21 protein-coding genes and 1 pseudogene are annotated in these 15309 nt (G+C 35.0%); 18 read left to right on the top strand and 4 right to left on the bottom strand.

From position 1 onward, the window contains the following. Positions 1-50: 50 nt before the first annotated feature. The 10 genes and pseudogenes from comGA to V7S50_RS00610 all read left to right on the top strand — a co-directional run bounded on the left by comGA (position 51) and on the right by V7S50_RS00610 (position 5670). Positions 51-1099, top strand: a pseudogene (comGA, locus tag V7S50_RS00565) (competence protein ComGA). Continuing rightward, positions 1092-2123 carry a competence type IV pilus assembly protein ComGB gene (gene comGB, locus V7S50_RS00570; protein WP_242252230.1) on the top strand — a complete coding sequence of 344 codons (1032 nt, stop codon included), beginning with the start codon at positions 1092-1094 and terminating at the stop codon, positions 2121-2123. Before comGA ends, comGB begins: the two are co-directional and overlap by 8 nt. 12 nt (positions 2124-2135) lie before the next feature. Continuing rightward, on the top strand, positions 2136-2435 hold the full coding sequence (comGC, locus tag V7S50_RS00575) for a comG operon protein ComGC (protein ID WP_063222959.1): 300 nt from the start codon (positions 2136-2138) through the stop codon (positions 2433-2435). After that, positions 2432-2887, top strand: coding sequence for a comG operon protein ComGD (comGD, locus tag V7S50_RS00580; RefSeq protein ID WP_242252228.1), 456 nt, complete (start codon positions 2432-2434; stop codon positions 2885-2887). Before comGC ends, comGD begins: the two co-directional genes overlap by 4 nt. After that, positions 2880-3182 (top strand): competence type IV pilus minor pilin ComGE, encoded by a 303-nt coding sequence (gene comGE / locus V7S50_RS00585; protein WP_242252227.1) that lies wholly within the window; start codon positions 2880-2882, stop codon positions 3180-3182. The genes comGD and comGE overlap by 8 nt, the downstream gene beginning before the upstream one ends. Beyond that, a complete protein-coding gene (gene comGF / locus V7S50_RS00590) occupies positions 3152-3622 on the top strand; it encodes a competence type IV pilus minor pilin ComGF (protein WP_242252226.1) in 471 nt (156 codons plus the stop codon). The genes comGE and comGF overlap by 31 nt, the downstream gene beginning before the upstream one ends. Continuing rightward, positions 3619-3990 (top strand): competence type IV pilus minor pilin ComGG, encoded by a 372-nt coding sequence (gene comGG, locus V7S50_RS00595; RefSeq protein WP_063222962.1) that lies wholly within the window; start codon positions 3619-3621, stop codon positions 3988-3990. The genes comGF and comGG overlap by 4 nt, the downstream gene beginning before the upstream one ends. Positions 3991-4164: 174 nt before the next feature. Continuing rightward, positions 4165-4815, top strand: coding sequence for a prolyl hydroxylase family protein (locus tag V7S50_RS00600; RefSeq protein ID WP_063222963.1), 651 nt, complete (start codon positions 4165-4167; stop codon positions 4813-4815). Between the two features lie 118 nt (positions 4816-4933). Next, entirely contained in the window at positions 4934-5431 is a 498-nt protein-coding gene (gene aroK / locus V7S50_RS00605; protein ID WP_242252225.1) for a shikimate kinase AroK, read from the top strand. A 38-nt stretch (positions 5432-5469) separates the two neighbouring features. Further along, the gene (locus V7S50_RS00610; protein ID WP_000106080.1) at positions 5470-5670 is read left to right on the top strand and encodes a YqzE family protein; all 201 of its coding nucleotides are present in this window, start codon (positions 5470-5472) and stop codon (positions 5668-5670) included. Positions 5671-5737: 67 nt separating this feature from the next. On the opposite strand, the gene V7S50_RS00615 is transcribed toward V7S50_RS00610, so the two are convergent. After that, the gene (locus V7S50_RS00615) at positions 5738-6370 is read right to left on the bottom strand and encodes a VC0807 family protein (protein WP_242252223.1); all 633 of its coding nucleotides are present in this window, start codon (positions 6368-6370) and stop codon (positions 5738-5740) included. A gap of 129 nt (positions 6371-6499) precedes the next feature. Beyond that, positions 6500-6616 (bottom strand): GTP pyrophosphokinase, encoded by a 117-nt coding sequence (locus tag V7S50_RS00620; RefSeq protein ID WP_242252302.1) that lies wholly within the window; start codon positions 6614-6616, stop codon positions 6500-6502. A gap of 73 nt (positions 6617-6689) precedes the next feature. Between V7S50_RS00620 and V7S50_RS00625 the strand changes: the two genes are divergently transcribed. Together V7S50_RS00625 and V7S50_RS00630 are read left to right on the top strand one after the other, a co-directional pair. After that, a complete protein-coding gene (locus V7S50_RS00625; protein WP_000032702.1) occupies positions 6690-6917 on the top strand; it encodes a hypothetical protein in 228 nt (75 codons plus the stop codon). Between the two features lie 101 nt (positions 6918-7018). After that, positions 7019-7150 (top strand): hypothetical protein, encoded by a 132-nt coding sequence (locus tag V7S50_RS00630; protein WP_063222965.1) that lies wholly within the window; start codon positions 7019-7021, stop codon positions 7148-7150. 37 nt (positions 7151-7187) lie between these two features. Here V7S50_RS00630 and V7S50_RS00635 read toward each other — a convergent pair whose 3' ends face one another. Both V7S50_RS00635 and V7S50_RS00640 read right to left on the bottom strand, forming a co-directional pair. After that, a complete protein-coding gene (locus V7S50_RS00635; RefSeq protein ID WP_063222966.1) occupies positions 7188-7982 on the bottom strand; it encodes a YqhG family protein in 795 nt (264 codons plus the stop codon). Next, the gene (locus V7S50_RS00640; protein WP_063222967.1) at positions 7969-9651 is read right to left on the bottom strand and encodes a DEAD/DEAH box helicase; all 1683 of its coding nucleotides are present in this window, start codon (positions 9649-9651) and stop codon (positions 7969-7971) included. Before V7S50_RS00640 ends, V7S50_RS00635 begins: the two co-directional genes overlap by 14 nt. 391 nt (positions 9652-10042) lie before the next feature. On the opposite strand from V7S50_RS00640, the gene gcvT reads away from it, so the two are divergent. The 6 genes from gcvT (at position 10043) to V7S50_RS00670 (ending at position 15306) form a co-directional block, all read left to right on the top strand. After that, positions 10043-11143: a glycine cleavage system aminomethyltransferase GcvT gene (gene gcvT, locus V7S50_RS00645; protein ID WP_063222968.1), complete on the top strand. Its 1101-nt coding sequence runs from the start codon at positions 10043-10045 to the stop codon at positions 11141-11143. Positions 11144-11163: 20 nt separating this feature from the next. Then, positions 11164-12507: an aminomethyl-transferring glycine dehydrogenase subunit 1 gene (gene gcvPA, locus V7S50_RS00650; RefSeq protein WP_063222969.1), complete on the top strand. Its 1344-nt coding sequence runs from the start codon at positions 11164-11166 to the stop codon at positions 12505-12507. Next, on the top strand, positions 12504-13979 hold the full coding sequence (gene gcvPB, locus V7S50_RS00655; RefSeq protein WP_016086298.1) for an aminomethyl-transferring glycine dehydrogenase subunit 2: 1476 nt from the start codon (positions 12504-12506) through the stop codon (positions 13977-13979). The genes gcvPA and gcvPB overlap by 4 nt, the downstream gene beginning before the upstream one ends. Before the next feature lie 368 nt (positions 13980-14347). Further along, positions 14348-14551: a DUF3929 family protein gene (locus V7S50_RS00660; protein ID WP_000639160.1), complete on the top strand. Its 204-nt coding sequence runs from the start codon at positions 14348-14350 to the stop codon at positions 14549-14551. Between the two features lie 70 nt (positions 14552-14621). Then, the gene (locus V7S50_RS00665) at positions 14622-14813 is read left to right on the top strand and encodes a hypothetical protein (RefSeq protein WP_000535935.1); all 192 of its coding nucleotides are present in this window, start codon (positions 14622-14624) and stop codon (positions 14811-14813) included. 118 nt (positions 14814-14931) lie between these two features. After that, positions 14932-15306 carry a GntR family transcriptional regulator gene (locus tag V7S50_RS00670; RefSeq protein ID WP_097950576.1) on the top strand — a complete coding sequence of 125 codons (375 nt, stop codon included), beginning with the start codon at positions 14932-14934 and terminating at the stop codon, positions 15304-15306. The last annotated feature ends 3 nt before the right edge of the window (positions 15307-15309 follow it).

A 15309-nucleotide genomic window follows, 5' to 3' on the forward strand; every position in this document is an offset into this window, starting at 1 on the left:
TTTTCTTATGAATTTTTTCATGCTATATACATAGTGGGGAGGGAAAAATGATGAATGGAATTGAAAGTTTTGCGAATACGATTTTGAAAGAAGCGTGTAGGGTACAAGCGTCGGACTTACATATCGTGCCGAGGCAGAAGGACGTGGCAATTCAACTACGTATAGGAAAAGATTTAATGATGAAACATTGTATTGAAAAGGAATTTGGAGAAAAACTTGTTTCACACTTTAAATTTTTAGCATCCATGGATATAGGAGAGAGGCGGAAGCCACAAAATGGTTCACTGTATTTACAAATGGATGGACAAGAAGTGTACTTACGCCTTTCCACGCTTCCAACCGTATACCAAGAAAGTCTCGTTATTCGTCTCCATTTACAAGCATCTATTCAGCCGTTATCTCATCTTTCGTTATTTCCAAGTACAGCAAAAAAATTACTCTCTTTTTTAAGTTATTCACATGGGTTACTTGTATTTACTGGACCGACTGGTTCTGGGAAGACAACAACAATGTATGCATTATTAGAGTAGAGGTAATGAGAAAAAAGAAAACGCGCCGCATCGTTACACTGGAAGATCCAGTTGAAAAAAGAAATGACGATTTATTACAAATTCAAATAAATGAAAAAGCAGGTATCACATATGAGGCGGGACTAAAGGCTATTTTACGTCATGATCCAGATATTATTTTAGTTGGTGAAATCCGTGATGAAGAAACAGCGAAAATCGCAATAAGAGCAAGTTTGACTGGACATTTAGTAATGACGACACTGCATACGAATGATGCGAAAGGGGCGATACTCAGGTTCATGGATTTTGGCGTAACGAGGCAAGAGATTGAACAGTCTTTATTGGCTATAGCTGCACAGCGACTTGTCGAATTAAAGTGTCCGTTTTGCAAAAGAAAGTGCTCAACTTTATGTAAATCAATGAGGCAAGTAAGACAAGCGAGTATTTATGAGTTGTTATATGGATATGAGTTAAAACAAGCGATTAAAGAAGCAAACGGGGAATGTGTCACATACACGCATGAAACATTAGAATCTTCGATACGAAAAGGATACGCTTTAGGATTTTTAGAAGAGGATGTTTATGTTTAAGAAAATATGGAGTTTAAGTGATCAAGTAGTATTACTGAAACAATTAGGGAAACTATTAGAAAAAGGATATTCCCTTTTGCAGGCATTAGAATTTTTACGGTTTCAATTACCTTTAGAAAAGAAAGTACAATTGCAGCACATGATTGATGGATTAAAAGATGGGAAAAGTCTACACGATTCTTTTCATCAATTAAAGTTTCATCAGGAGATGTTAAGCTATTTATTTTATGCCGAGCAACATGGTGATCTTTCTTTTGCATTGCAACAAGGGAGCGCACTTCTATATAAAAAGGTTAAGTATAGGAAAGATATGTTAAAAATCATGCAGTATCCTATGTTTTTGGCATTTTTTTTAATAATCATGATTTTGATTTTTAACCGCATTTTATTACCACAGGTTGATATGGTATATAGTTCGTTTGGTTCTACAGCACCGTTATTTACAAAACAAATATTAAGTACAATTAAGCTACTACCTTACCTTATATTTAGCACTCTTTTTATCGTTTTGATTGGATGCAGTTTATATATGCTTTACTTTCGGAAACTCTCGTATATGAAGCAGGTAAAAATTATGCTTCGTATCCCCATCGTAAAAACATTTTTTATTTTAAAGCATTCACATTATTTCGCCACTCAATTGAGCAGTTTATTACATGGCGGATTATCAGTACTTGAGGCTCTAACAATAATGATGGAGCAAAAATATCATCCGTTCTTTCAGTATGAAGCGAGCCGAATTGAGCACCAATTAATTGCAGGAGAATCGTTACAATCTATTATTGCTAAAAGTGGATATTATGAGAAAGAACTTTCTTATATTATTACGCATGGACAAGCAAACGGTAATTTGGCGATTGAATTAGGTGACTATAGCAATCTTATTATGGAAAAGATGGAGCGGAAAATTAAACGTATGTTAGTGATCATTCAACCGATCTTATTTATGTGTATTGGAGGAATAGTCGTTCTTATGTATTTAGCGATGATTATGCCAATGTTTCAAATGATGAATTCTATTTAGGAGGGTATTTACATGCAGAATGAGGAAGGGTTTACTCTTTTAGAAATGTTATTAGTTATGGTGGTCATAACTGTATTATTACTATTAATTATTCCAAATGTAGTTACGCAGCGTTCATCTGTCGAAGGAAAAGGATGTAAAGCTTATGTGAAATCTATAGAAGCCCAAATACAAGTATACCAATTACAACATAATAAAATTCCTACGCTAAAAGAGCTAAGTGATGAAAAATATATTACAGCTGATAAGTGTCCGAATGGTGAATCTATTCATATTTCAAATGATGGCACAGTAACAAGTGGGAAACTGTGAAACAAGAGGGTTTTACTCTTTTAGAAATGCTACTCGTTCTATTTGCAATCTCTGTATTAAGTATGGTCACGTATTATAACGTACATTCATTATATGAAAAACAAAAAATCGAACAATTTTTGAGACAGTTTTCAAATGATATTTTGTATATGCAACAATTAGCGATAAACCGTCAAAAACACTATACATTACGCTGGCATAAAGATAGACATATGTATTATATAGGAGAGTCGAGTACGAATCTTTCTATCATTAAAAGAGAATATGATAGTGATATACAAATTGATTTGAATACTTTTCCAAATCCGATGACATATAATCCGAGTGGAAATATTAATAGAGGTGGTACGATTCTACTTTCGTATCGAAGTTATAAATATGATATTGTATTTCAGCTTGGCAGAGGGAGATTTACGTATCGTGAAATGTCAAAAAGGGTCAGTGATGGCTGAAATGCTTGTAGCATTAAGCATCTTAATGATGGCGGTATCTTTACTACTTCCGCAAACAGTATTGATTATGCAAGAACGAAAAAACATACAAATTCGTTATAAGGCATTTGTATTATTAAAAAGAGAAGCAGCTTTATATATGTATGAGAATGAGGCAAAGCAGCAGAAAGAAAAAGTCATAGACGGAAATGTATATTACACATATTGGGGAGGAAATGAAGTTTGTGCTATGTGGAGAGATGTGAAAGGAAGAAGGATGGAACAATGTTTTTATGCAGGGGAAAAAATAAATTAGAAGCTGGGTTTACATTAATAGAAATGATCGTATGTTTTTTTCTGTTATCACTGTTCTTTTTACTCTTGCCACGTTTAAATTTTATCGGAATAGAAAACAAACAGTCGAAAGGATTAAATAATTGGGAATGGGATGTATTTTTAGGACAAGTACAGTTAGAGTTTCGTGAAGTATCATTTGTAGAAAAAATAGTTCCTGAGAATAAAGATAGTATGTTGCGCTTCCGTCTTCGCACTGGAGATGAAGTGACGTATGAAAAAATGAATAATCGTCTTGTAAGAAAAGTGAATATGCGTGGAAGAGAAGTTATATTACAAAATGTTGAAATGGTTTCGTATGAAGTAACATCTCATTTGCTTTTTATAAATGTGAAAGATAGGAGGGGAAAAATATATGAAGGTGTAGCTGTAAGATATAGCGAAATGGAAATAAATACATGAGAAAACAAGATGGATTTACAATGCCAGGAACAATCATTTTTCTTGTATTATTAACTTCGTTCTTTGTATATGAAACGAATATGTTGCGTATAGATAAAAATTTTTATACTGAAATAGAGCAAAAATTTGTACTGGAGGAACTATTAAATCGATCTATTACAAATATAAAAAAAGACTTACAACAAAAAGAAAAGGAAGATACTTTTTTCTTTCATTATGAAAAGGGCGAAGCAAGTGGGAATTACGTTTTTGAAAACGATGTTATTCTCGTTTCATTGCAGTGCAAAATAAAACAAGAAGTTTTCTATAAAGTAAGCTTTCGGTATAGAAAAAAAGATGAGAAAATATTCGATTGGATAGAAGGATAGTATGTAAAATATATGGATAAAAAACCATGATTTCTCATTTAAAAATAGGCTATTTTTTTAAAGGAAATGGATAAATAAAATAATTAAAAGTTTAAATTTTCTCAAAAAAGAGAAAGGTAGAAAGAATATGATATATTCATGCTATCCAATCATTATTTTAGGGAGAATAGGGAAATGACAAACAACAATCAAATAGGTGAAAATAAGGAACAAACTATTTTTGATCATAAAGGAAATGTAATTATGACGGAAGATAGGGAAATACAAATTATTTCAAGATTCGAAGAACCTCTTATTGTCGTGTTAGGAAATGTATTAAGTGATGAAGAATGTGAAGAATTAATTGAATTGTCTAAAAATAAATTGGCGCGTTCAAAAGTTGGTTCATCACGTGATGTAAATGATATTCGAACGAGTAAGGGTGCATTTTTAGACGATAATGAACTTACTGCGAAGATTGAAAAACGAATTTCATCTATCATGAATGTTCCTGCGTCGCATGGAGAAGGATTACACATTTTAAATTATGAAGTGGATCAACAATATAAAGCGCACTATGATTATTTTGCGGAACATAGTAGATCAGCTACTAATAATCGTATTAGTACGCTTGTCATGTACTTAAATGATGTAGAAGAAGGCGGAGAAACGTTCTTTCCGAAATTAAATCTTTCTGTGAACCCTAGAAAGGGAATGGCAGTATACTTTGAGTATTTCTATCAAGACCATTCATTAAATGAGCTTACGTTACACGGAGGGGCACCTGTAACGAAAGGTGAGAAATGGATTGCAACGCAGTGGGTGAGAAGAGGTACTTATAAGTAAGAGCGTGTATGTGACGTTTTGTTCTTCATTGTATAAGGAGAACAAGACGTTTTTTTATTCAATAATGTAATCTTTCGTTATAATAACAAATAATACATGACGATTGAGAGGAACGAACATGAAATCTATATACATAACCGGTTATATGGGAGCTGGGAAAACAACAATTGGAAAAGCATTAAGTAAAGAACTTCATATGGATGTTGTAGATACAGACCAAAAAATTGAAGAGAAGCAAGAGAAGGAGATTCGTGATATTTTTGCCGAAGAAGGCGAAATGGCTTTTCGGGAATATGAAAGTGAAATGTTACGTTCACTACCCAGTTATAATGTCATTATTACAACTGGCGGCGGAATCATTGAACGAGAGGAAAACCGAAAGTGGATGAAGGAAAATGGAACTGTTGTGTACTTGTATTGTGATCCACATGTAATTGCAGAAAGGCTTCGTGAAGATACGACACGTCCACTATTTCAGAAGAAAGATATAGAGGCATTTGTAATGAAATTTGAATCGCGCCGAGCGTATTATGAGGAAGCACATATTCATATCGATACGACAAATAAGTCGGTAAAGCAAATTATGAATGAATTAAAAGAAAAGATTAATGAATAAGAAAGTGGACATACTAATCAAGTAGAGGTGATGATAATATGTCTACTAATGATTATGTTCGCTTTGTGACACAGCAATTTGTGTCGTATATGGATGCTCCAAAAGAAGATCGTAAACAAAAGAAAGAACAACGCCGTGCTGAAAAAGAGCCATTTATGAATAAGTGGTTTGGTGTGATGCCGCTGAGTGCTGCTTTGTTTTATCGAAACGTAAAAGATAAACGAAAAAAATCAAGTTAACTATTCCGTAATATGTCTAGCAAAATACAAATCCCCTAGTAGCATCATACTACTAGGGGATTTGTATTTACTGCACGGATTCTTTTTCTTCTGTAACAGCATGTATTTTATTGTTTACCCATACGAATCCTATGCCGATACAAATAGAAATGCCCCAGCCGACAGCAGTCATAATCGCTCTCATTTCACCATAGCCATCTACACCGAAAAAAGAGATGAAATAAATTTTCAGGAAGCTTTTTAATATGAATTGTAGCCCGAAAAATAGCGTTAAATATTGTAGTGCAGGATAGATACGACTATCACGATACAGTTCACGACTTTTATCACGGTCATGGCCTTGCAGTGCGGCAATATCTGCTGCGAAATATAACATAAGTGGTTTTTTTATAAAAATTGTACATATAACGATAATACCGAGTACGATGTGATAATACGCATCGTTCCACAACATTCGTTCAGCTGATCCAGATAATAAATCTACTGTCGTATTCGAAATGAGTGTAATTAAAATAAAGAACCCTGTTACGTTAAACTGTTTTTCTTTTTTAAAGGTATACAGTGTATAAATAATCCCCGGAACAGAGGAAAGTAACATCGCGTAATAAGGATCGATATAAGGCTTCGCAAATTTCCAAATGAGGAATGGGATTACGAGATAAAAGACGAGATCTAATATAGCTTTTTTATTTTGATTCATATAGAGCCTCCTTAAGTCATACATATATTTTATAATATAATTTCTGAAAATTGTATAAGGTTTAGTGAAAAAAGAAAAAGTATATGATTAGTAGATTGAAAAAAATTGCCCCTAGCGTAGTAAGTTTTTTTAGTATATAATAAAGGAAACGCTTTCATTTTTATTTTGTTCACAAAATGGACGGAAAATCACATAATTACGATCGATATGTTGTTTTATAATGAAACTAATTAAATATACATGCATACAATATTGTGAAATAAATAACATAAATAATCTATATAAATGTAAACGTTATCAAAAGAGAGAGGTGGAGACAATGAGTAAATTTTTCTTCAATCATAATCCAGCAACAGTAGAGGATGGAAGGCTTGTTAAGTATGCTGAAATTATTTATGGAGAAGGTGGCCGTTCTGTATTAGAAAATTTAATGGTGAAGGCATCTATCAGATTACGTGATCGTTATCCGAATAAATCTGACGAACAGATCTCGAACCTTGTAAATAAAGGCATCCATGATATGTTTCAAAAATATGTAAGTGAGTAAATAAGAGTAGCCGATGGCTGCTCTTATTTTTTTGTATAAGGATGGTGCCTCTAGCTGAAAATAAGGGTGTATTTTGAAAGATATAAAAAGGAGTGGGACATATGAGCAATGGAATTGGCCGTTCAAAAGAAAATCTACCAACTGATGCAAATCATGTGAGCGCAAAAGATCGCGCACATCAAAAACGTTTGGCAAAACAAAAACAGCAAGAGCGTAATGGCGATAGAGGATAACTCAAAAAAAGCTCCTTCTAAAACAGAAGGAGCTTTTTTAAGAGAGGAAATGATTCGCGGTAACATAAAAAAGGCCACCGTTAATAATTTGCACTGTAATGCGTGGTTCATACTGTTCTTGCAAGGCTTGTTTTTCAATTTCATAGCTTTCAGGAAGTTCATCACTTTCTTCATAAAAACGATTTAAAAGATCTAAATCGTGATTCCAGCGCACTCTTGCTTCTTTCGCCCACGTATGGTCATCTTCTGCAATTATACTTTTTAAAGCGTCCTCTATACGTTGTAAACCACTTTGCGGTTTAATGATAGGTGAGAGTGTAAAACAAAAGTCAGGTATTTTTGGTGTAAGTTTAATTTTAGTTAATGTGTCATGAAAGTTTGCCATCATTGTTCCAGAAATGAGATGAATACCAATGGAGTGAAGAATGTCTTTTTTTCGATCACATTGGTAGGAAACTTTTATATTTATACCGAGCCACGGGTGGAGCGGGGTATGTGTTGCCCCGTTATGCCGTACGTCCTCATATAAACGTATGTAAGATCCTAGTTCTTTTGTCGTCTGGAAAATTTGATGTAGACGCGGTGAACCGTAGTGAATAAGCTCGCCATCATTTTCTTCATTTTCTGGATTCGTAATAAGGGTAAGGCGCATCGGATTCGGTACGCCTCCTGTTTTCTCAAGATAGTGCCAATAAAAAGGACGGTTCATTAATAATTTATCCATCTCAATTGTTAATTGCACGTCTAATAATTGAGGAGAACGCTCTAAAATTTCGCAGTTATTCGCCTCAAAGAAATTGTATAAGTAATTATGAATTTCATGTTGCTGCATAGCCTTGCACCTCAGCTTCATTTCGTTTCGCGAAGTCGATAATAGATGTTAAGTTTTCCATCTTAATTCGGATTTCTCCTTCGCTTTTTGATTGCGCAAATATTTCTTGAATATGCGCATCGATGTTTTTCATATTAATTCTCGTTAAAATTTCATCGAGTTCACCGATAACACGCTCGAATAAATTGATTTTTTCATATAACAGTTTCAAAATATGTTCTTCAACAGTGTGTTTTGTGGCTAAGTTATAAATATGAACATCATTCTTTTGACCAAGACGGTGAATACGTCCGATTCTTTGTTCAAGACGCATTGGATTCCATGGTAAATCATAATTAATCATATGGCTACAAAACTGTAAGTTAATCCCTTCACCACCAGCTTCGGTTGCAATTAATACTTGTGCGTGGTTTTGGAAAAGTTCCTTCATCCAATCTTTCTTCCCGCGTTTAAATCCGCCGCGGAATGGTACGGAAGAAATGCCGTGTTGTTGTAAAAACCACTGTAAGTACATTTGTGACGCTCGGTATTCCGTGAAGATGACGACTTTATCGTCAATTTCTTTTATAAGCTCAAGAGCTTTATTTGCTTTTGAGTTAAAAGGAATATGATTAATTTTATCCATTAGCACATCGATATGCGGATCCTTTATGTAATGTTCATTTTCCTTTTGCCGTTTTTCTACATGTTTTTTTAATGAATAGTAAACAGCCTCACGACTACTACATGCTTCCCGTTTTAAAGTTAATGATGAGAAAGCGGATGTGAAGGCATCTTGTCCTCGCCAATTTTCAATATCATTATACAAAGCTTGCTCTTCTTCATTAAACTCAATAAAAATTGTACGTACATGTCTCTTTGGCCAATCAATTCCAGTATTATGACGTCGATTTCGGACCATCACTTTATTAATAAGAGCTTTTAAATCTTCATCTGATTCGGCTGAACGATTTTTTGAAGCGTAATATTCTTCAAAGTTGGACTGATTGCCTAAATGTCCTGGTTTTAATAAAGAAACGAGGTTGAAAATTTCATCAATCTTATTTTGAACAGGAGTAGCGGTTAATAATAAACAAAATTTCTTTTTTAATCGTTGTGCAAATTCATAGTTTTTTGTTTTATTATTTTTAAGTTTATGCGCTTCATCGATAATAATAAGATCATATTCTAAGTTCAAAACGATATCACGATGTGGTGAACGTTTTGCAGTATCAATTGATGATACAATCACATCGGCTTGTTCCCACGAGTAGCTTTTCTTTTGGGCTACAGCTGGTATGAAAAACTTTGTATTTAGTTCGTATGCCCATTGTGATACAAGAGAGGCTGGGACGAGTATAAGTACTTTTTTCACAAGGCCGCGGACCATATATTCTTTTAAAATGAGTCCAGCTTCAATCGTTTTTCCAAGCCCTACTTCATCTGCTAGAATCGCTTTGCCATTCATTTGTTCAATGACATTTTGAGCGACTTCTAATTGATGAGGAAGCGGTGTGAAATGGGATAAATGTTTCGGTGCTTGTAGTCCATCGAAAGTAGGAACAAGTAACGATTTTTCTGTTTCATAAGCTAAATGATATAAATCCCAGTTTGTCCAAGGGCCATCTTCGTCAATTCTATTTAAAAAATTGTTTTGCCACGTCCGATCTACGGAAATATCGACATTCATTATGACTCTCCCACCTTTTATAAACTAAAGTAATTATGAAAAAATCTTTATTATATAAGCCTTGTAACAAGGCGCTATTACACATACTAAAAGTTAAAGAATAGGCAAAGATAAAGGGCTAAATTTTGAAAGTTGTATTTAATAAGATTAAGAATGAAAAATTCTAAATTATTTTTTATGCTAGAATATTGATGAAATATAGCGAATAATGTTAGGATAATGGTGTGAAATGTATGGAATCTTTCGTATTTTATCCAAGAAAGTGATTTTTTATTTACGCTTTCATAAAAAAATGTAATGAGATTCCGTATATCCTATCTTTTCAGAGTGAAAATGTTTAGATAAGGGAAACAACTTTTATTGATTTGTCAGAGCATAAGGGGGAGAGAGCATGATTACATTACAACGTACACCGTTATTTGATGTATACGCGAAGTATGGTGGGAAAACAATCGACTTCGGTGGTTGGGAGTTACCAGTTCAATTTTCAAGCATTAAAGAAGAACATGAAGCTGTACGTACAGCGGCAGGTTTGTTCGATGTGTCTCATATGGGAGAAGTTGAGGTAAAAGGTGTAGATAGTTTAGCATTTTTACAACGTGTTGTTACAAATGACGTATCTACCTTAAAGGTAGGAGGCGCACAATATACAGCTATGTGCTACGAAAATGGTGGTACAGTAGATGATTTATTAATCTACAAACGTGGTGAAGAAGACTATTTATTAGTTATCAACGCATCAAATATCGAGAAAGATTACGAATGGTTAGCTAGCCATGTAATTGGCGATACGACAGTAGTCAATGTTTCTAGTGAAGTTGCACAGCTTGCAATTCAAGGACCAAAAGCAGAAGGCATTTTACAAAAAGTTGTGTCAGAAGATTTGAAAGAAATTAAGTTCTTTAAATTTAAAAATGATATTCTTGTAGATGGAATTCCAGCACTTGTATCTCGTACAGGTTACACAGGTGAAGATGGATTCGAAATTTACTGTAAGAGTGAAGATGCTGCAAAGCTTTGGGAGAAGCTTCTTGAAGTTGGAGCCGAAGAAGGTTTAAAAGCATGTGGTTTAGGTGCTCGTGATACACTTCGCTTCGAAGCAACATTACCACTTTATGGTCAAGAATTATCAAAAGATATTACACCTATTGAAGCTGGAATTGGCTTTGCGGTAAAACCAAATAAAGAAGCAGACTTCTTTGGAAAAGCGACTTTAAAAGAGCAAAAAGAAAACGGTGCGCCTCGTAAGTTAGTCGGCATCGAAGTAATTGAACGTGGAATTCCTCGTACACATTACCCTGTATTTATTGGAGAAGAAAAAATCGGGGAAGTAACGAGTGGTACACAATCTCCAACGTTAAAGAAAAGCATTGGTTTAGCACTAATTGATGTAAAATACGCAGCAGTTGATACAGAAGTAGAAATTGAAATTCGTAATAAACGCGTCAAAGCAGTAGTTGTTCCAACACCATTTTATAAACGTTCAAAGTAACGGGGAGAGGGGTAGATTTCATGTTGCATCGTTATCTTCCAATGACAGAAGAAGACAAAAAAGAAATGTTACAAACGATCGGCGTTCAAACGATTGATGAGTTATTCTCTGATATTCCAGAGAGTGTTCGTTTTAAAGGGGATTTAAAAATTAAAGAGGCAAAATCAGAGCCAGAGCTTTTAAAAGAGCTATCTCAAATGGCTAGTAAAAATGCTAACTTAAAAGAATACGCTTCTTTCTTAGGAGCAGGCGTATACGATCATTACGCTCCAGTAATTGTAGATCATGTTATCTCTCGCTCAGAATTTTATACAGCTTACACGCCATACCAACCAGAAATTTCACAAGGGGAATTACAAGCAATCTTTGAATTCCAAACAATGATTTGTGAGTTAACAGGAATGGATGTAGCAAACTCTTCTATGTACGACGGTGGTACAGCTTTAGCTGAAGCGGCAATGCTAGCGGCTGGCCATACTCGCAAAAAGAAAATTCTTGTATCTAGTGCAGTGCATCCGGAATCAAGAGCAGTACTTGAAACGTATGCAAAAGGTCAACATCTTGAAGTTGTTGAAATTAATCATAAAGATGGTGTAACAGATTTAGACGTATTACAAAGTGAAGTAGATGATACAGTTGCTTGTGTAATCGTTCAATATCCAAACTTCTTCGGACAAGTTGAAAAATTAGCTGATATTGAAAAAATCGTTCATCAACAAAAATCATTATTTATCGTTTCTTCAAATCCATTATCATTAGGCGCATTAACACCACCAGGAAAATTTGGTGCTGATGTTGTAATCGGTGATGCACAACCATTTGGTATCCCAACGCAGTTCGGTGGACCACACTGTGGTTACTTTGCAACAACGAAAGCATTTATGCGTAAAATTCCAGGACGTCTTGTTGGACAAACTGTAGATTCAGATGGTAAACGTGGGTTTGTATTAACGTTACAAGCACGTGAACAGCATATTCGTCGTGATAAAGCGACATCTAATATTTGTTCAAACCAAGCGTTAAATGCATTAGCAGCTTCTGTTGCAATGACAGCACTTGGAAAACAAGGTGTGAAAGAAATGGCACGTCAAAACATTTCTAAAGCACAATACGCAAAACGTCAATTCGAGGCGAAAGGCTTCACAGTAACATTTGCTGGACCATTCTTCAATGAGTTCGTTGTAGATTGCAAACGTCCAGTGAAAGAAGTAAACGATGTATTATTACAAAAGAATATTATCGGCGGTTACGATCTAGGCCGTGATTATAAAGAGCAAGAGAACCATATGCTTGTAGCAGTAACTGAGCTTCGTACAAAAGAGGAAATTGACACACTTGTAAATGAAATGGGGGCTATCCAATGAAGAACCAAGACCAAGCACTTATTTTTGAAGTGACTAAAGAAGGACGCGTAGGATATAGCTTACCCAAATTAGATGTAGAAGAAGTGAAACTAGAAGATGTATTTGAGAGCGATTATATTCGAGTAGAAGATGCAGAGCTACCGGAAGTATCTGAACTTGATATTATGCGCCACTATACAGCACTTTCAAACCGTAATCACGGCGTTGATTCTGGATTCTATCCACTTGGATCTTGTACGATGAAATATAATCCGAAAATCAATGAGAGTGTAGCTCGTTTCGCAGGATTTGCAAATATTCATCCACTTCAAGATGAAAAGACAGTACAAGGTGCAATGGAATTAATGTATGACTTACAAGAGCATTTAATCGAAATTACAGGTATGGATACTGTTACTTTACAACCAGCAGCTGGTGCACACGGAGAATGGACAGGCTTAATGTTAATTCGTGCATACCATGAAGCAAATGGTGACTTTAACCGTACGAAAGTAATTGTGCCTGACTCTGCTCACGGAACGAATCCAGCATCTGCAACTGTAGCTGGTTTTGAAACAATTACAGTAAAATCAAATGAAAATGGTCTTGTTGACTTAGAAGATTTAAAACGTGTTGTAAACGAAGAAACAGCAGCACTTATGTTAACAAATCCTAATACATTAGGTTTATTCGAAGAAAACATTTTAGAAATGGCAGAAATCGTCCATAACGCAGGTGGTAAATTATACTATGATGGTGCAAACTTAAATGCAGTATTAAGCCAAGCACGCCCAGGAGATATGGGATTTGACGTTGTGCATTTAAACCTTCATAAAACATTTACAGGTCCTCACGGCGGCGGTGGCCCAGGTTCTGGTCCAGTAGGTGTGAAAGCTGATTTAATTCCGTACTTACCAAAACCAATTTTAGAGAAAACGGAAAATGGCTATCACTTTAACTATGATCGTCCAGAAGCAATTGGGCGCGTAAAACCATTCTATGGTAACTTCGGAATTAACGTTCGTGCATACACATACATTCGTTCTATGGGTCCAGATGGACTACGTGCAGTAACGGAGTATGCGGTATTAAATGCGAACTATATGATGAGAAGATTAGCGCCATTCTATGATCTTCCATTCGATAGACATTGTAAGCATGAGTTTGTATTATCAGGTCGTCGTCAAAAGAAACTTGGTGTACGTACATTAGATATCGCAAAACGCCTGCTTGATTTCGGTTACCATCCACCAACAATTTACTTCCCATTAAATGTGGAAGAATGTATTATGATTGAGCCGACAGAAACAGAATCAAAAGAAACATTAGATGGTTTCATTGATAAGATGATTCAAATTGCTAAAGAAGTAGAAGAAAATCCAGAAGTTGTACAAGAAGCGCCGCATACAACGGTAATTAAACGTTTGGATGAAACATTGGCTGCTCGTAAACCAGTTTTACGTTATGAAAAGCTAGCTCCTGTACAAGTTTGATTAGAATAACAAGGGAAGAACTCGCTATGTGCGAGTTCTTTTTTTGTATGGAGAAACTGCCCGTTAATGTCCGATTGGTTCAACTAATAATCAGTGGGGATGAACAAAAACCCCCACTGATTAAAGTTTCACTTTATGCAGAAGTAGTGAAGAAAATGTTAAAATTTTATATTTTTTGTTTCATAATGTTGTAAAGAAGCGGTTTTATAGGTGATTTTGTTGAAAAAGTCGGTTTGATAAAAGTATTTATTTTTGTTAGAATTTTATTGAAATTAAGAAGATGTGATGAGGAAAAATTACTCATTTTTATGTATATGTGAAAAAACGAGCAAGCTGGGGGTGAAAATGTGGGATATCGGTGTTATAGAATGATATACCATTTAGAAAACGGAAAAACGATTAAAGATGTAAAAGAATTTTGTTACCGAGATCAAGGAAAAGTGCTAGAAAGAGTAGCGCATCGTGTAATGGATAATAGAGAAGTGACGGCAATTGATAAGCAAGGAACGATCATTTCAATAGCGTGTGAGGACATTGTAAAGGTGGAACTTGATTACATAACAGAAAGTTAACCTTGAGTCATATCGAATTATTCGATAAAATATACTGTTGAATGGTGAAGTGAGAAGAGAGGAGTTTATCATGGGTAGTACAAGACACTTTTATATGTTTATCTTAGCGTTTGTTCTTGTTGTGGCATTAACGATTTATTTAATTGTTGATAGCACTTGGTACAACACAGTTCATCCGGCGTTCCTTCTATTTATGTATGTAGGAATTGCGGTAGTGAGTTTCGGAATGAGAGATGAGATGTTAGATCGCTTTGAAAAGTGATACATATACGAAAGACCAACAGGAAAATGTTGGTCTTTTTTTCTTGCCAAAAATAGGATGTTGTGTATATACTGTATATATAAGGTATACACAGTATATACACACACTGGAGGAAAACATGAATATTATTATTTCGAATTCTTCCCAAGACCCTATTTATGTGCAAATAAGAAAACAATTAAGCCAGCTTATTTTAAATGGTGGTTTAAAGGGTGGAGATCAATTACCGTCTATTCGTAGCTTAGCGAAGGAATTACAAATTAGTGTAATTACAACGAAGCGTGCGTACGAGGAGCTTGAAAAAGAAGGATATATAGAAACTGTTGCTGGGAAGGGGACTTATGTTTCACGTAAAAATAATGAACTACTAAAAGAACAGCGACTACGTCTATTGGAAAGTAAAGTGGAAGAGATTGTGAATGAAAGTAAAGCGTTGCAGCTGTCACTTGAAGATTTACAGCAGATGATTGCGTGTTTATATGAGGGGGAATAAGGA

The sequence above is a fragment of the Bacillus sp. CCNWLW194 genome, from assembly GCF_037120585.1.
Lineage (GTDB): Bacteria > Bacillota > Bacilli > Bacillales > Bacillaceae_G > Bacillus_A > Bacillus_A basilensis.

Bases quoted from the DNA above. Each gene is read 5' to 3' on its own strand.
- comGB (WP_242252230.1), top strand. From the start codon at position 1,092: ATGTTTAAGAAAATATGGAGTTTAAGTGATCAAGTAGTATTACTGAAA.
- comGC (WP_063222959.1), top strand. From the start codon at position 2,136: ATGCAGAATGAGGAAGGGTTTACTCTTTTAGAAATGTTATTAGTTATG.
- comGE (WP_242252227.1), top strand. From the start codon at position 2,880: ATGGCTGAAATGCTTGTAGCATTAAGCATCTTAATGATGGCGGTATCT.
- comGF (WP_242252226.1), top strand. From the start codon at position 3,152: ATGTTTTTATGCAGGGGAAAAAATAAATTAGAAGCTGGGTTTACATTA.
- comGG (WP_063222962.1), top strand. From the start codon at position 3,619: ATGAGAAAACAAGATGGATTTACAATGCCAGGAACAATCATTTTTCTT.
- V7S50_RS00600 (WP_063222963.1), top strand. From the start codon at position 4,165: ATGACAAACAACAATCAAATAGGTGAAAATAAGGAACAAACTATTTTT.
- aroK (WP_242252225.1), top strand. From the start codon at position 4,934: ATGAAATCTATATACATAACCGGTTATATGGGAGCTGGGAAAACAACA.
- V7S50_RS00610 (WP_000106080.1), top strand. From the start codon at position 5,470: ATGTCTACTAATGATTATGTTCGCTTTGTGACACAGCAATTTGTGTCG.
- V7S50_RS00615 (WP_242252223.1), bottom strand. From the start codon at position 6,370: ATGAATCAAAATAAAAAAGCTATATTAGATCTCGTCTTTTATCTCGTA.
- V7S50_RS00620 (WP_242252302.1), bottom strand. From the start codon at position 6,616: ATGCATGTATATTTAATTAGTTTCATTATAAAACAACATATCGATCGT.
- V7S50_RS00625 (WP_000032702.1), top strand. From the start codon at position 6,690: ATGAGTAAATTTTTCTTCAATCATAATCCAGCAACAGTAGAGGATGGA.
- V7S50_RS00630 (WP_063222965.1), top strand. From the start codon at position 7,019: ATGAGCAATGGAATTGGCCGTTCAAAAGAAAATCTACCAACTGATGCA.
- V7S50_RS00635 (WP_063222966.1), bottom strand. From the start codon at position 7,982: ATGCAGCAACATGAAATTCATAATTACTTATACAATTTCTTTGAGGCG.
- V7S50_RS00640 (WP_063222967.1), bottom strand. From the start codon at position 9,651: ATGAATGTCGATATTTCCGTAGATCGGACGTGGCAAAACAATTTTTTA.
- gcvT (WP_063222968.1), top strand. From the start codon at position 10,043: ATGATTACATTACAACGTACACCGTTATTTGATGTATACGCGAAGTAT.
- gcvPA (WP_063222969.1), top strand. From the start codon at position 11,164: ATGTTGCATCGTTATCTTCCAATGACAGAAGAAGACAAAAAAGAAATG.
- gcvPB (WP_016086298.1), top strand. From the start codon at position 12,504: ATGAAGAACCAAGACCAAGCACTTATTTTTGAAGTGACTAAAGAAGGA.
- V7S50_RS00660 (WP_000639160.1), top strand. From the start codon at position 14,348: ATGATATACCATTTAGAAAACGGAAAAACGATTAAAGATGTAAAAGAA.
- V7S50_RS00665 (WP_000535935.1), top strand. From the start codon at position 14,622: ATGGGTAGTACAAGACACTTTTATATGTTTATCTTAGCGTTTGTTCTT.
- V7S50_RS00670 (WP_097950576.1), top strand. From the start codon at position 14,932: ATGAATATTATTATTTCGAATTCTTCCCAAGACCCTATTTATGTGCAA.